Source organism: Flavobacterium sp. W21_SRS_FM3, assembly GCF_052113625.1.
Taxonomy (GTDB): Bacteria; Bacteroidota; Bacteroidia; order Flavobacteriales; family Flavobacteriaceae; genus Flavobacterium.
The window spans coordinates 84664-100050 of the sequence record NZ_JBGQOD010000001.1 but is presented as its reverse complement, the minus strand read 5'-3'; the positions used below and the strand labels follow the sequence as shown (position 1 = coordinate 100050).

The 15387-nt window shown below is 35.4% G+C and carries 13 protein-coding genes; 8 read left to right on the top strand and 5 right to left on the bottom strand.

The features are described 5' to 3' along the window. Positions 1-46 precede the first annotated feature (46 nt). From ACEN2K_RS00450 to ACEN2K_RS00420, 7 genes are all read left to right on the top strand, one after another. Positions 47-1105, top strand: coding sequence for an aldose epimerase family protein (locus tag ACEN2K_RS00450; RefSeq protein ID WP_441757341.1), 1059 nt, complete (start codon positions 47-49; stop codon positions 1103-1105). Continuing rightward, positions 1102-2199 carry a glycoside hydrolase family 53 protein gene (locus ACEN2K_RS00445; RefSeq protein WP_441757340.1) on the top strand — a complete coding sequence of 366 codons (1098 nt, stop codon included), beginning with the start codon at positions 1102-1104 and terminating at the stop codon, positions 2197-2199. The genes ACEN2K_RS00450 and ACEN2K_RS00445 overlap by 4 nt, the downstream gene beginning before the upstream one ends. Before the next feature lie 5 nt (positions 2200-2204). After that, positions 2205-3254: a glycoside hydrolase family 53 protein gene (locus ACEN2K_RS00440; RefSeq protein WP_441757339.1), complete on the top strand. Its 1050-nt coding sequence runs from the start codon at positions 2205-2207 to the stop codon at positions 3252-3254. A gap of 108 nt (positions 3255-3362) precedes the next feature. Continuing rightward, the gene (locus ACEN2K_RS00435; protein ID WP_441757338.1) at positions 3363-5789 is read left to right on the top strand and encodes a DUF4982 domain-containing protein; all 2427 of its coding nucleotides are present in this window, start codon (positions 3363-3365) and stop codon (positions 5787-5789) included. Between the two features lie 55 nt (positions 5790-5844). Then, positions 5845-7011 carry a galactokinase gene (gene galK, locus ACEN2K_RS00430; protein WP_441757337.1) on the top strand — a complete coding sequence of 389 codons (1167 nt, stop codon included), beginning with the start codon at positions 5845-5847 and terminating at the stop codon, positions 7009-7011. Positions 7012-7016: 5 nt separating this feature from the next. Beyond that, entirely contained in the window at positions 7017-8063 is a 1047-nt protein-coding gene (locus ACEN2K_RS00425; protein ID WP_441757336.1) for a UDP-glucose--hexose-1-phosphate uridylyltransferase, read from the top strand. Between the two features lie 5 nt (positions 8064-8068). Beyond that, positions 8069-9733 (top strand): sodium/sugar symporter, encoded by a 1665-nt coding sequence (locus tag ACEN2K_RS00420; RefSeq protein WP_441757335.1) that lies wholly within the window; start codon positions 8069-8071, stop codon positions 9731-9733. 157 nt (positions 9734-9890) lie between these two features. Here ACEN2K_RS00420 and ACEN2K_RS00415 read toward each other — a convergent pair whose 3' ends face one another. Further along, positions 9891-10763 carry an AraC family transcriptional regulator gene (locus ACEN2K_RS00415; RefSeq protein WP_441757334.1) on the bottom strand — a complete coding sequence of 291 codons (873 nt, stop codon included), beginning with the start codon at positions 10761-10763 and terminating at the stop codon, positions 9891-9893. 186 nt (positions 10764-10949) lie between these two features. Here ACEN2K_RS00415 and ACEN2K_RS00410 point away from each other — a divergent pair, with 186 nt between their 5' ends. Continuing rightward, complete coding sequence (locus ACEN2K_RS00410) at positions 10950-11543, top strand: T9SS type A sorting domain-containing protein (protein WP_441757333.1); 594 nt, start codon at positions 10950-10952, stop codon at positions 11541-11543. 57 nt (positions 11544-11600) lie between these two features. On the opposite strand, the gene ACEN2K_RS00405 is transcribed toward ACEN2K_RS00410, so the two are convergent. From ACEN2K_RS00405 to ACEN2K_RS00390, 4 genes are all read right to left on the bottom strand, one after another. Continuing rightward, complete coding sequence (locus tag ACEN2K_RS00405) at positions 11601-12587, bottom strand: Gfo/Idh/MocA family protein (protein ID WP_441757332.1); 987 nt, start codon at positions 12585-12587, stop codon at positions 11601-11603. Positions 12588-12599: 12 nt separating this feature from the next. Further along, positions 12600-13316, bottom strand: a complete 717-nt coding sequence (locus ACEN2K_RS00400) for a DsbA family oxidoreductase (protein WP_441757331.1) — start codon at positions 13314-13316, stop codon at positions 12600-12602. A 110-nt stretch (positions 13317-13426) separates the two neighbouring features. After that, a complete protein-coding gene (locus ACEN2K_RS00395; protein WP_441757330.1) occupies positions 13427-13795 on the bottom strand; it encodes a hypothetical protein in 369 nt (122 codons plus the stop codon). Positions 13796-14007: 212 nt separating this feature from the next. Continuing rightward, positions 14008-15378 carry an NADH-quinone oxidoreductase subunit N gene (locus ACEN2K_RS00390; RefSeq protein WP_441757329.1) on the bottom strand — a complete coding sequence of 457 codons (1371 nt, stop codon included), beginning with the start codon at positions 15376-15378 and terminating at the stop codon, positions 14008-14010. Positions 15379-15387 lie beyond the last annotated feature (9 nt).

Genomic DNA, 15387 nt, shown 5'->3' with positions numbered 1-15387 from the left:
GCTTAAAAGATTCTTATTTTTGAAATTCATTTTTCATAAAAAAACAATGAAAATAAAACACATATCACATTTAGATAGTAATTCTACAGAGAAATTGTTTGGATTTATGCCAGACGAAGAGCAAATTTATTCTTATGAATTAATGAATAAGAAAGGGATGCGACTTAGCGTAATTAATTATGGAGCAACTTTAACTTCCTTAAAAGTTCCCTTAAAAAATGGAGAAGTGGTTGATGTAGTGTTAGGTTTTGATGATTTAGACTCATACATTAACTCTTTCCGTCTAGAAAGTGCTCCGTATTTAGGCGCAACGGTTGGCAGGTATGCCGGTCGTATCAATGCTGGTTCCTTTATCCTAAATGATAAAAAGATCGAGTTGTTTAAAAATAATAATGGAAACTCACTTCATGGTGGTAGCAAAGGATTTAGTCAAGTTGTTTGGAAAGTGCAAAAAGTGAGTAGCGGGAAAAATCCTTCCATTACCTTATCCTACCTAAGTCCAAATAAGGAAGAAAACTATCCTGGGGATTTAAATGTGGAATTAAAATACACTTTGTCAGAAGATAATGAGTTGATTGTTGAATATGTAGCGACTACTTCTGAAGATACAGTGGTTAATTTGACACATCACAGTTATTTTAATCTGGATGGTCATCAGTCAACTGTGACTAATCAAGAGATGATTGTGAATTCAGTCAAAACATTACATACTACTACTGATAATGTTCCAACTGGTTGGTTTTTAAATGTGGCTAATTGTCCCTTTGATTTTAGCAAACCAAGAAATTGCCCTGTTAAAATTGACAATACTTATGTTCTCGATAAAAAGGAGGAGTTTGCAGCGTCATTATTCAATAAAAAGAATAATCTCAGGATGTCCGTGTATACTAATCAACCTGCGGTTCATATTTATGTAGGAGGTAATTGCTTTAATACCATTAAAGGTAAAGAAAATGCTAATTACCATGCTACTAGTGGAATTTGTTTTGAAACACAAAATTTTCCTGATGCTCCTAATCATGAGCATTTTCCGAGCGCAGTTTTAAAGAAAGGTGAAATCTATCACCATAAAACTATTTATAAATTTCAATCGTTTAAAAAATGAAAAAGCAAATAACTATCTTAAGTCTTGTTACTTTGTTGACAGCTTTATTTTCTTGTTCCTCTAATGATAATAGTTCTGATCCTGCAGTGGACCCGCCTATTGTTGTAGCAGACAATTTTATTAGAGCTGCGGATGTTTCTTATTTACCAGAAATTGAAACTGCTGCTGTTGTTTTTTACAACGATGCCAAACCAGAAAGTATGCTTACGACATTGAAAAATGCGGGTTGCAATACAATAAGAATTCGTTTGTGGAAAAATCCTTCAAGCGGACATTCAGGATTAGCAGAAGTTAAAGCACTAGCGCAAAGAGTAAAACAAGCTGGAATGAAAGTTTGGCTTACGGTTCATTACTCAGATACTTGGGCAGACCCTGGGGTTCAGACTACTCCAGAAGAATGGAAAAGTTTGGCATTTTCAGATCTAAAAACGGCAGTTTCTAATTATACAGCGACAGTTTTAACCGAAATCAATCCGGATATTATACAAATTGGAAACGAAATTAATAGTGGGCTACTATGGCCGCAAGGGCATTTAATAAATAATGAAGCCCAATGTCTGGCTTTATTATCTGCTGCAAGTGCTACTATCCGCTCTAAAGCCCCTGCTACTAAAATCATGATTCATTATGCAGGAGTTAAAGCAGCTGATACCGACTGGTTTTTCAATAAAATGAAATCGGTTGATTATGATTATATTGGACTGTCTTATTATCCTGTTTGGCATGGAAAGGATATGCAGCTGGTTAAAAGTACTATAGATGCTCTTGGAAGCAAATTTAGTAAGAAAGTTGTCATTGCCGAGACTGCTTATCCATTTACACTGGGTTACAATGACTGGACAAATAATATTGTAGGCTTAGATTCTCAGTTGGTTCCTAATTATCCCGCAACGCCTGATGGTCAAAAAAGTTATATGATGGCGATAAAAGAACTTGTCAAAACGTCTCAATCGGGAATTGGTTTTGCTTATTGGGGCGGAGAATGGGTGTCTTTCAAAGGAAATGAGTCTAAAGAAGGCTCTACTTTTGAAAACCAAGCATTATATGACTTTAATAATAAATCGTTACCTGTTATCCAGGTATTCAATAAGTAAGAGATATGAAAAACATCAACGTGAAATTCAAAATAATGGCAATGTCAGTGATGGCATTGACTCTATTTTCTTGTGCCAATACTCAAAAAACAACATCAATTTCAAAACCAGGTAGTTTTGCAAAAGGAGCTGATGTGGGCTGGTTGCCACAAATGGAAGCAACAGGATATAAATTTTATGATACTGACGGGACAGAAAAAGACTGTCTTCAGCTTTTGAAAGACAGAGGGATGAACACCATAAGATTGCGTGTATTTGTAAACCCGAGCGATGATAGAGCAAGTGGACATTGCAGTAAGGAAGAAACTGTTGCTATGGCTTTGCGAGCTCAAAAAATGGGAATGAGAGTAATGATAGATTTTCATTATAGCGATTCATGGGCAGATCCTGCCAAACAATTTAAACCGGCAGCTTGGGCAAATCATTCTTTTCCTGAATTGCTAAATGATGTATATGCACATACTTTTGACGTAATCAATGCGCTTAAAGTGGCAGGAGTAAATCCAGAATGGGTTCAAGTAGGAAACGAAATCCCAGGCGGAATGATGTGGCCAGAAGGAAGCACTAAGAACTGGCCTCAGCTGGCACAGTTACTAAATAAAGGATACGAAGGAGTAAAGGCAGTGAATAAAAATATTAAAGTGATTGTTCATGTGGATGAAGGGAACAACAATGAGAAATTCAGAACTTTTTTTGATAATGCCACTGCTAATAATGTGAAGTATGACGTTATTGGTTTATCTTATTATCCTTTTTGGATTAAAAAAGATTATACAGAGACCATTGCCGACTTAGAATACAATTTAAAAGACATGGCTTCTCGATATAACAAAGAGGTAATGATAGTAGAGGTGGGTGGAATTGATGAACATGTAGAGAACACTTATCAACTCCTGGTTGCTACAATAAAAGCAGTAAAAGATGTACCTAATAATAAAGGATTAGGAGTACTATACTGGGAACCACAAGGAGCAAAAAGCTGGAGTGGTTATTCGTTAAGCGCTTGGGGAGCTGACGGTAAACCGACTGCAGCCCTTGATGCATTTAAAGAGTAATGCTGGACAACACAATTAGTGCAAAACGCCTCAAAGCGTTGCGCGTACACTAATTGATTTCAATACTATAGCGATTCATAGATGTTAAATAATTATATAGCTTTATACATGAAAAAATTAATAACCATTCTTGTCCTGTTTCTAACTTTTGTACAAGTGACTTTGTCTCAATCACGACAGATTAAAGTGTTAGACAGCAACTGGAAATTTCAAAAAGGCAATTTTGAAGATGCGTTTAAAGTAAATTTTAACGATTCAAAATGGGAAAGCGTAAGCGTTCCACATGACTGGGCAATTTACGGACCATTTGATAAAAATGTAGATAAGCAGAGTGTTGCAATAGTTCAAAATGGAGAAAATGTAGCTACCGAAAAAACAGGTAGAACAGGGGCTCTGCCTCATGTTGGAACAGCTTGGTATCGAAACAAATTCATGTTGCCTAAAGATTCAAAAGGGAAAAAAATAATTTTAATTTTTGAAGGGGCAATGAGCGAGCCTCAAGTGTATCTAAATGGTAAAAAAGTGGGTGAATGGGCGTATGGTTATAGTTACTTTTATTTTGACGTTTCCCAATTTATACAAGAAGGCGAGAACACTTTGTCAGTAAAACTATCGAATAAAGAATTTGCTTCTCGCTGGTATCCTGGTGCCGGTTTGTATCGAAAAGTGAGTGTTATTATCAAAAATAAGGAAAGCATTGACCAATGGGGACAATTTGTAACCACACCTATTATCAGTGAAGAAAGCGCTAAAGTTAACATTAAGACAAAAACTTCTGGTGAAAATACGCGTTTAGTGACCACTATATTTGATGCCGAAGGACATCAATTAAATTCAGAGGAAGCAACTATACAATTCGGAAATCAGTTTGATCAAAATATAAAAGTAGAAAAACCAAAATTGTGGAGTCCAGAAACGCCTTATTTGTACAAAGCGATTTCTAGACTGTATGTAGGAAACGAACTGAAAGATGAAATTTCAACTCCTTTTGGAATTCGAGAAATAAAATACGAAGCAAATAAAGGTTTTAGTCTTAATGGAAAGATAACTAAATTTAAAGGAGTTTGTCTTCATCATGACCTTGGTCCGCTAGGGACTGCCGTTAATAAGTCGGCATTGCGCAGACAAATGAAGATATTAAAAGACATGGGTTGTAATGCGATACGCAGTTCACACAACATGCCTTCTTTTGAGCAATTGGAATTGGCTGATGAAATGGGATTTCTTTTTTTGGCAGAGAGTTTTGACGAATGGGCAAAACCAAAAGTGGAGAATGGCTACCATCGTTTTTTTGAGGATTATGCTGAAAGAGACATTGTGAATTTAGTACAGGCAACAAGAAATCACCCTTCAATTGTGATGTGGAGTTCTGGAAATGAAGTGCCTGATCAATGGGGAGAAGCCGGTGTAAAACGAGCAAAATGGTTGCAAGACATATTTCATAGAGAAGACCCAACGCGTCCTGTAACGGTGGGTATGGATCAAGTAAAAGCGACTATGGAATCTGGTTTTGGAGCGGTGCTAGATGTTCCAGGATTGAATTATCGTGTGCATTTGTATGAGGAAGCTTTTTCAAAATTTCCGCAAGGGTTTATTTTAGGTTCAGAAACAGCTTCTACAGTAAGCTCAAGAGGGATTTACAAATTCCCCGTGGTTCAAGAAAAAATGAAGCAGTATCCTGACTTTCAGTCTTCATCGTATGATTTAGAAGCCTGCAGCTGGTCTAATGTTCCTGATGAAGATTTTGTTTTACAAGACGATAAACCTTGGGTAATTGGCGAGTTTGTATGGACCGGTTTTGATTATTTAGGCGAACCTACGCCTTATGATGAAAGTTGGCCGTCTCGAAGTTCTTATTTTGGAATTAACGACTTAGCGGGTTTACCTAAGGATCGCTATTATTTATACAAAAGCCGTTGGAATACAAAGGAATCAACGCTTCATATCTTACCGCATTGGAACTGGGAAGGTCGTGAAGGAGAGGTTACTCCCGTTTTTGTATATACGAACTACAACAGCGCTGAACTTTTTATAAATGGCAAAAGCATGGGTGTTCAGAAAAAAAACAATAGTTCCCCACAAAACCGCTACCGTTTAATGTGGATGGATGTGAAATATGAACCAGGTACGGTAAAAGTGGTGGCTTTTGATGATAATGGAAAAGCGGTTGCCGAAGAAGAAGTACATACTGCTGGCAAACCATACCAAATAGTTTTAGATGCTGACAGAAAAACAATCACTGCTAATGGCGATGATATTTCTTTTGTCACTGTATCTGTAGTGGATAAAAATGGTATTCCTTGCCCTACGGCCACGAACCAGTTAAAATTTAAGGTTTCGGGAGCGGGTACTTACAGGGCAGCTTGCAATGGAGATGCCACTTCACTTGAAATGTTTCATAAAAACACCATGAAACTTTTTAGCGGAAAGTTAGTAGTGCTTGTGAAATCTACAACTACTGCGGGTGATGTAAAACTGGAAGTAAATGGTGCTGGCCTTAAGAGTGGTAAGCTGAATTTAGTATCTACAAAATAAAAATCAAGCTTCGAAAGTGAGTACTTTGAAAATTTAAAAAAACAACTTCAAGATAATGAACGATTTATTAATAAAAAAAACAACCGCTTCTTTTCAAGAACTTTTTGGATCAACTCCCAGCAAGATAGTTCTTTCTCCAGGAAGAATAAACATCATAGGAGAACATATAGATTACAACGATGGTTATGTATTGCCAGCGGCAATTGATAAAATCATTTGCTTTGCTTTCGAAAAAAATAATACGAATACTTCTAAAATAGTGGCATTAGATCTCGATGAAAAATTTGAAATTGATGTTACAGCTGAGGTTCAATTGACAGATACTGTTTGGACCAATTACATCAGAGGGGTAATTCGCCAATTAAAAAGCAATGGTTTTACTTTAGAAGGGGTGAACTGTGTTTTTAGCAGTAACATTCCCGTAGGTTCAGGCTTGTCTTCGTCAGCAGCTTTAGAATGTGGTTTCTTATTTGGAATGAACGAATTGTTTAATTTGAATATTAAGCCTGTTGATATTGCTTTGATGGGACAAAAAGCAGAACATTGGGTCGGAATCAATTGCGGCATCATGGATCAGTTTTCAAGTGTTATGGGAAAAGAAGACAAAGTGATTAAAATAGACTGCAAAACATTAGAATATGAATATCACGAGGCTAACTTCAACGATTATGCTTTAATTTTATTTGATTCGAATGTGAAACATTCTTTAATGACCTCGGCTTATAATGAGAGAAGGCAACAATGTGAAGAAGGCATCGCTATTGTAAAAAGTCACTTTCCTGAGATAAGCAGTTTTAGAGATTGTGAAGAGAAACACGTTTTAGAACTGAAAGATAAAATGACTGAAGACGTTTTTAAGCGTTGTTATTTTGTGGTAAAAGAAATAAAACGCGTAAGTTTAGCTTGTGAAGCATTAGATGCAGGAGAAATAGAAAAAGTAGGGCAATTAATGTTTGAAACTCACGAAGGACTTTCTAAAGAGTACGAAGTGAGTTGTGACGAACTGGACTTTTTAGTTGATAGTGTTAAAAACAATCCAGCCGTAGTAGGTGCTCGTGTTATGGGCGGCGGTTTTGGAGGATGCACAATCAATTTAATTAAAAAAGGTACCGAAACAGCTATTAAAAGTAATCTTTCAAAAGCTTATTTTGAAAAATTTGGAATAGAATTAAAAATTTATGATGTTAAAATAGGAAACGGAACATCACTTCATACTCTATAATTACAATGAAAAATTTTGATATTAACGAAGATCCACACAGACGTTACAATCCTTTGATAAACGAATGGGTTTTAGTCTCTCCACACCGATCAAAACGTCCTTGGCAGGGACAAAAAGAAGCAGTAACAGCTACTTTTTTACCTGAATATGATCCAACTTGTTATTTGTGTCCAGGGAATGTGCGCGCTAATGGAGAGGTAAACCCTTCTTATGAAAACGCATTTGTCTTTGAAAATGATTTTGCTGCTTTAAAGCAGGAAGAAATTGTTTTTGAAACGACTAATGACGATTCTTTTTTCAAAGCACAGCCAGAAAGAGGAATTTCTCGAGTGGTTTGTTTCTCCCCAAAGCACAACTTAACGTTACCCGAAATGCCAGTGGAGTCAATTGAAAATATTATTCACACTTGGCAAAAAGAATACACCAATTTAGGAAATGTTGACTACATCAATCACGTTCAAATTTTTGAGAATAAAGGAAGTGTCATGGGTTGCAGTAATCCACATCCACACGGACAAATATGGGCGCAGTCTTCTTTACCTACTGAGGTGGAGAAAACACAAAATAACCTCAAAGCTTATCTTGACAAAAACGGAAGCAACCTTTTACAAGATTATTTACAGCAAGAGTTAAAACGTAACGAACGTATTGTAATTGAAAATGACCATTTCGTTGCCTTAGTACCTTTTTGGGCAATTTGGCCTTATGAAACGATGATTATCAGTAAACGTCATTTGACTAAAATAACTGATTTTACCGAAGATGAGGTAAGTGCTTTTGCTATTATTTTAAAACAACTGACGACAAAATACGATAACCTTTTTGAAACCTCATTTCCTTATTCATCAGGAATTCATCAAGCACCTACTGATGGAGAGGAACATCAAGAATGGCAATTTCACATGCATTTTTATCCACCATTGTTACGTTCTGCAACTGTAAAAAAATTCATGGTAGGCTACGAAATGATGGGAGAATCGCAAAGAGATATCACCGCAGAGAAAAGCGCAGCAGTTTTAAAAAATTTATCAGATAAACATTATAAACAATAAATAGTATGGTAACTAAATTTGGATTTATAGACTATGTAGTCTTTGCTGCCTACGCAGTTCTTATCTTAGGTGTGGGATTATGGGTTTCTCGTGAAAAAGACGGTCATCAAAAAAATGCTGAGGATTACTTTCTTGCCAGTAAATCATTGCCTTGGTGGGCTATTGGTTCTTCCTTGATTGCAGCTAATATATCGGCTGAACAATTCATCGGAATGTCTGGTTCTGGATTTGCTTTAGGATTAGCCATCGCATCTTATGAATGGATGGCTGCTTTTACATTAATCATTGTTGGGAAATATTTCTTACCCATTTTTATTGAAAAAGGGATTTATACTATTCCTGAGTTTGTAGAGAAGCGATTTTCAACTAATCTTAAAACGATTTTGGCTGTTTTTTGGATTGCTCTCTATGTTTTTGTGAACTTAACTACCGTATTATATTTAGGAGGTTTAGCTATCGAAACAATCTTAGGAGTAGATATGATGTATGCCATTATAGGATTAGCGCTTTTTGCGGCCGCTTATTCTTTATATGGAGGACTTTCTGCAGTGGCTTGGACTGATGTCATTCAAGTTATTTTCTTAGTTTTAGGAGGGTTAGTTACTACCTATTTAGCGTTAAACACAGTTTCAGATGGAGCAGGAGTGTGGGAAGGAATTAAGACGGTTTATAATGCTGCACCTGATCGTTTTGTCATGATTCTTGACAAATCGAATCCAGAATATATGAACTTGCCAGGTATAGGGGTTTTGGTTGGGGGTCTTTGGGTAGCTAATATCTACTACTGGGGATTCAATCAATATATAATTCAAAGAACTTTAGCTGCTAAATCGTTAGGAGAAGCACAAAAAGGAATCTTATTAGCCGCTTTTTTAAAGATGCTTATTCCTTTTATTGTTGTAATTCCTGGAATTGCTGCCTACGTTATGGTTAATGATCCAGCTATTATGGCAAGACTGGGTGTTTCTGCTATGGAAAATTTGCCAGGTTTGGGAACTGCTGATAGAGCATATCCTTGGTTGTTACATTTCTTACCTGCTGGTTTGAAAGGATTAGCTTTTGCTGCTTTAGCTGCAGCTATCGTATCTTCTTTAGCGTCAATGCTGAACTCGACTTCGACAATCTTTACAATGGATATTTACAAACAATATATTAATACCAATGCTAGTGATAAAACTACAGTAAATGTAGGGCGTATTTCGGGTGCTGTGGCCTTGCTTATTGCTGTAATTATGGCACCTCTTTTGGGAGGAATTGATCAAGCCTTTCAGTTTATTCAAGAATACACTGGAGTGGTGAGTCCTGGTATTTTAGCGGTATTTATTTTAGGGTTGTTTTGGAAAAAAACAACAAACAAAGCGGCTATTTGGGGAGCATTAGTTTCTATTCCTATCGCAATGTTTTTCAAAGTAGGACCAAAATCTTGGGCTGCAGGAACTGGTGTGGAATCTTTCTTTCCTACTTTGCCATGGATGGATCAAATGGGATACACCGCAATTTTGACCATGTTATTAATTATTGCTATTAGCTTGCTTCAAAACAAAGGGAATAATGATGCAAAAGGAATTCCATTGACCAAGGCCCTGTTTAAAACAAGTCCGCTATTTAATATTTGCTCTTTTGCAATCATGATTATTTTAGTGGTTGTTTATGCGGTATTCTGGAAATAACGAATATCTTTTAAAAGCTAAAAAAGTGCAATTGAAATATTTCAATTGCACTTTTTTTATGCTAAAATTAATGATATTTAATGCTTTGCAAAAAATATTTTTAAGAACTTAATCCAACTACCATCGGTACAAGATAGAGCGCTGGCTTTGCAATTGGTTATTTTAAATAAGAACGCAATTCCTGCCTGTACTGCGAGGCACTCTTTCCTGTGAATTCCTTAAAAGATTTATTAAAATGGCTGAAATTGTTAAATCCGCTTTCATAACATATTTCTGTTATGCTAATTGGTTTTTCTGCTAGTAATTTACAAGCATGAACTAAGCGATAGTCATTGACAAATTTAGTAAAGGTTTTATGAGTCAGCTTTTTGAAGTAGCGACAAAAAGACGGGATGGTCATGCTTATTAGCTTTGCAATTTCTTCTAGAGTAATAGTTTCCTGAAAATGATCTTTCACATAATTAAATACATTGTTGATTCGTTCATTATCCTGCATTTGCATTTCTATTGAAAATCCTTCGGCATTTAGAATTTTATAGTCCGTACTTAATTCTAACTCATTTAGCACCTGCAATAAAGTGAGCAGTCTTTCAAAAGGCTGTTGTTTTTCCATCACTTCAATTTTACTTCCTATTCTTTTCTTAGCCTCACCCTCAAAAGCTATTCCCGTTTTAGCTCTGTTAAACAAAGACTGTATGGTATTCATTTCTGGATTGTTCAAAAAAGCGGTTCCAAGAAATTCTGGTTTCATTTGAATAACGGTTTCATTTTTATTACCCGTTTGTTCATTTGTAAATCCGCAGTGGGGAAGGTTACTGCCTATGAGTATTAAGTCACCATCCGTATAATAAGAAATATGGCTGCCCACTTGTCGCTTACCTGCACCTCCATTCACATAAACCAGTTCAATTTCGGGATGATAATGCCATAGATGTGCTTTGTTATTCGCTTTTTCAATATACTTTGAATAACTAAAGGAACATCCGTACGAAGGCTCGATGATTTGTAGTGTGGGCGCATTTGTTTTCATAACTAGATAGTATACTGCATTAATGCAAAATTACCCAAATTAGATACAATATTGTCTTTTTTAACCTATAACGTTATCGCAAAAGGTAATTTAGCATATAAAATGGAAAATGTAGCATTGCTGTGCGTCAACCTCTTGCGATAACTTTGTACTTGTAAAAGGATTATAAACCTAAATACTACGATTATGAAAAAGATTTTAAAAATTAGTTTGATGTTGGCTGTGTTTTTTACCGCCATACAAATGCATGCTGGAGATGTAGATTTTTCATTAAAAGTGAAGAGTGCTGCTGGAAAAACGATCAGTTTTACCTTAAATGAGGTTAAGAATGTTAATCTATCAATTTATGATGTTAACGATATTTTAGTTAATAAGGAGACCATTACAGCTAATGGAAATGTTTTAAGAACATACAATTTAGACGCTTTGCCTAACGGTACTTACTTTTTAGAAGCAGAAACGGCTTTTAAAATTTCACGATATAAAATAGTTGTTGATAAGAATACAGCCATTTTAGCTAAAGAAGTGGTGTCAGAGTTTTATAAGCCAGTCTTAGTTAATAAAAACGGAATGGTAACCCTTAATATATTAAACCTTAATGAAGTTCCTGTTAATGTAAAAATAGTAAACTCTGAAGGGGCTGAAGTTTTTGAAGGGAATTTGCCGGCTAACATAACTGTTGCAAAAATATATGACCTTACTAAAAGTAAAGTGGATACCTATACTTTTGTAATCAATTACAATAATAAAACTTTTGTAGAGACTGTTACTTCGAAATAATAATTAACTACATGTTTTAATGAAAACAGCTCAAGAGATTGAGCTGTTTTTTTATTGCTATAGTTTTGTTATTTGATCCATAACCCAACTTGTATGTGTTGCCGTTTGGCCATTTGATGGATGTTTTTTGTTTTCCAAGAGTTGTTCTTTCATTGCTTGCACGTGATAAAGTTGTACGTTTTCAGGATGAGCAATAGATAATTCTATTATTCCATCTGCGTTCATAAGAATAATGGGTTCTTCATCAAATACAGAAAACTCAATTTTCCCACCACTGCCATAAATGCTCACCTTATCTTCTCTAACAAAGCAGCCAAAATTCCAACTAGCACTAGCTGTAATATTATTTTCATGAACCCAGCAAGCTGTAGTAGCATCGTTTGCTGTGTATAAACCTTGCTGGTTAAGACTACTTCCAGAAACTTGCTTTATGTCTCCTAAAAAGTAAATAAATAGGTCTAAACCATGACTTGCTAGATCATCGAAATATCCTGCAGCTGCAATCTTTGCATCAGTACGCCAATTGTAATTACCTGAGAGATCTAAAGCTGATGTAGGTTTGCTTAGATGCCAGCTCAGATGTCTAATTTCGCCTATACTATTTGATTCTATCCATTCTTTTATTTGTTGAAAACGAGGAAGTGTCCTTCGGTAGTAAGCGACAAATAATGGTGTTTTTGATAAAGTAAAAGCCTCAAGTATAGCAGCGCTGTCTTCGTAATTTGGTGCTAAAGGTTTTTCTATACAGCATATTTTGCCGGCTTGTGCTACTTTGATGCCATATAATTTATGTGTATCAGGTGGAGTAGCGATATAAACAGCATCAACTTCGGGATCATTAATTAATTGGTCAGCATCAATATAGTGCTTACTTATACCATGTCTTAACGCATAATCTGCGGCTTTTTCAGCATCTCTTCGCATAACAGCAACGATTTCAAAACCTGCTGTTTTTTGATAGGCGGGCCCACTTTTTTTTTCGGTAACATCGCCACAACCTATTATGCCCCATCTTATGGTCTTCTCTTTTCTAGTACCGGCCATTTAATTCTTTATTTAATTACAACCATCAATATCACAACTGTTGTCAGTTGACGAATTTAAGATAGTAATTTTTGAATTATAATCCCCTTCTTCCCAAACTTTTTCAAGCGTTTTTACAAAAGTTTCTACATGTTGTGCTCCAGAAATTGCATATTTGTTATCAAAAACAAAGAAGGGAACTCCTTGTACTCCTATCTGCTGTGCTGTCTCGATGTCTTTTTTGACATCAGCTGCATAAAGATCTGATTGTAGTACGTTTTCAATCTCAGTCTCAGCTAAGCCAACTTCTTTCGCTAAATCAGTAAGAGTTTGACTGTCGTTTACATTCTTTCCATCTGTTAAATACGCTTTAAACAATAGTTCTTCCAGCTCATTAGCTTTATGATATTTTTTTGCTAAGTGTAGTAAGCGATGCGCATTAAAAGAATTAGCCATAACCGCTTTTTCAAAATGGAAATCTAATCCTGAATTCTTAGCGTTCTGTGTCATACTATCCATCATTTCTTGTGCCCATTGCTCATCTTTACCGTATTTTTCAGCTAAGTGCACGGCCATGTTGTCGTCTTTTGATGCTACGAAACTGGCATCTAACTGGAAACTTTTCCATTCTATTTCGACACTATTTCTATGTGGGAATTCAGCTAAAGCATTTTCAATTCTTCTTTTTCCTATATAACAATATGGACACATAATATCTGACCAAATTTGTACTTTTAATTTATCTTCCATCTTCTTTTATTATTATTTGTATATACAAATGTAATCAAATGCTTTTGTAAGGTAAAATCTTTAAGTATTTATTGGCAATTTTGGATACAGCAAAGAGTGTTCATTCCTGATTAATTTGTACTAAAATAATCTGTAATGAATATATGCTGTTCCTGAGCAGTCATTCTATCCGTACTTTTTATTTCAATTTTTACTTTTAAAAATCGTTCATCTTCGCTTAAAACATCAAACAGTTCCATCTTAGCACTAGATGGGCCATAAAGAATAATTTTGCTATAGTCTTTAAGTTCATTTGCAATTTTGTTATAGTATGCAAGTAACAGCTGATTTCTGATCTTCATCATGGCTTCAAGTGTGTTAGCACTATTGATTGTTCCAATAGAATCAGATTCGACAGTTTTTATTTCAAATGGATTAGCTGTGAATTCCATTAAATAAGCGATAGAGTGGTCCATCCATACTCCTAATTTTTTTGACATTCTCATGATGTTTTTTTAATAATGCTAGATAAAGTTCGCGCTATTTTGAACGTGAGATTGATTAATCGGGTGATTGTAATTTTTGTGCAGTCGAATGGTAGAAATGTGTCGACAAACGGATTTGGGTATAGAAACCTTCTATTGTAAATAGGGTCAAAAAAAAACCATCAAAAGTAACTTTGATGGTTTTTCAATTTTATGTCATCTTGTTATTATGCTAACAAGTCCAGAACAAACGAAGGAAAAAGTCCTAATGCGATGTTCATAACAATTGCTATTACAGCTACTGCATATATTACAACAGGAGTTCCAGTTCTAAGCTCATTTGACTCTTTATTGTACATCGCTAGAATCAATTTAAAGTAGTATCCAACGCTTATAATCGAGTTGATAACAGCAACGATTACAAGGGCAATATAACCAGCTTGTATCGTTTGATTGAACAAGAATAGTTTAGCAAAGAATCCTGCAAATATTGGTATACCGGCCATTGATAATAAAGATGCCGTAAGTATTGCAGCAAGTAGTGGATTTGTTTTTCCTAAACCATGAAAATTAGTAATGTCTTCATTCTCATTGTTTTTACAAACGTATAAAATAACGCTAAAGGCGGCAATACCAGCTAACGCATACGCTGAGGTATAATACAATAAAGTTCCGGCTGCATTAGTAGTGCTTAGTAATGTCATTAACATGAAACCAGCATGAGAAACTCCAGAGAAAGCTAACATACGTTTTACATTCACCTGGCGCAGTGCCATGATATTTCCTACCGTCATAGAAGCCATAGAAATAATCACAATAACTAGTTTAAAGCTTTCTGATACATCAGCATTCATTATAGTAACTAATTTGTATAGTGTAGCAATGGCAACTACTTTCGCCAAGGTACTCATTAACGCAGTTGTCAATGCAGGTGAACCTTCATAAACATCAGGGGCCCAAAAATGAAATGGTACTGCTGCTATTTTGAAAAGCATTCCTATGAAAATTAAAACAATACCTATTGGGAACCAAACTGGTAATTCAGCAGAGCGTGATAACTCGCTAATTTCAACTACATCAAAGCTTCCCATAGCACCATAAATTAAACAGATGCCAAATAAGATAATTCCAGAAGCAAAAGATCCCATTAAGAAATATTTCAGTCCTGCTTCATTACTCTTGATACTTGATCGATCGCTAGAAGCCAAAATATATAAGGCTATTGACAACACTTCAATACCAAGGAAAAACATGGCTAAGTTTCCAAAAGAAACCATGGCTACCGCTCCCGCTAATAAAAATATTTTTATGGCAATAAAATCAGAAAGCTTCCCTTGTTGATGCTCATAAAATTTATGACCTAAGGTTATTAAGAAAATAGTCAGTATGATAAATAAAGCAGAGAATGCTGTAGAAAATTTACTAACAACAATCATGTGATTATAATACGCCTCGGGAGCACTGAACTCCGAGATGTTTAAACCAAGTATGGCTAGTAAACCAATTATACTAATTGGAATAATCGCTTTTCTTAGTTCGATAATTTCAAATAAAAGGCATAAAACACCTAATCCTATTATAGCTATTAATGTATTCATTTTTTTTAT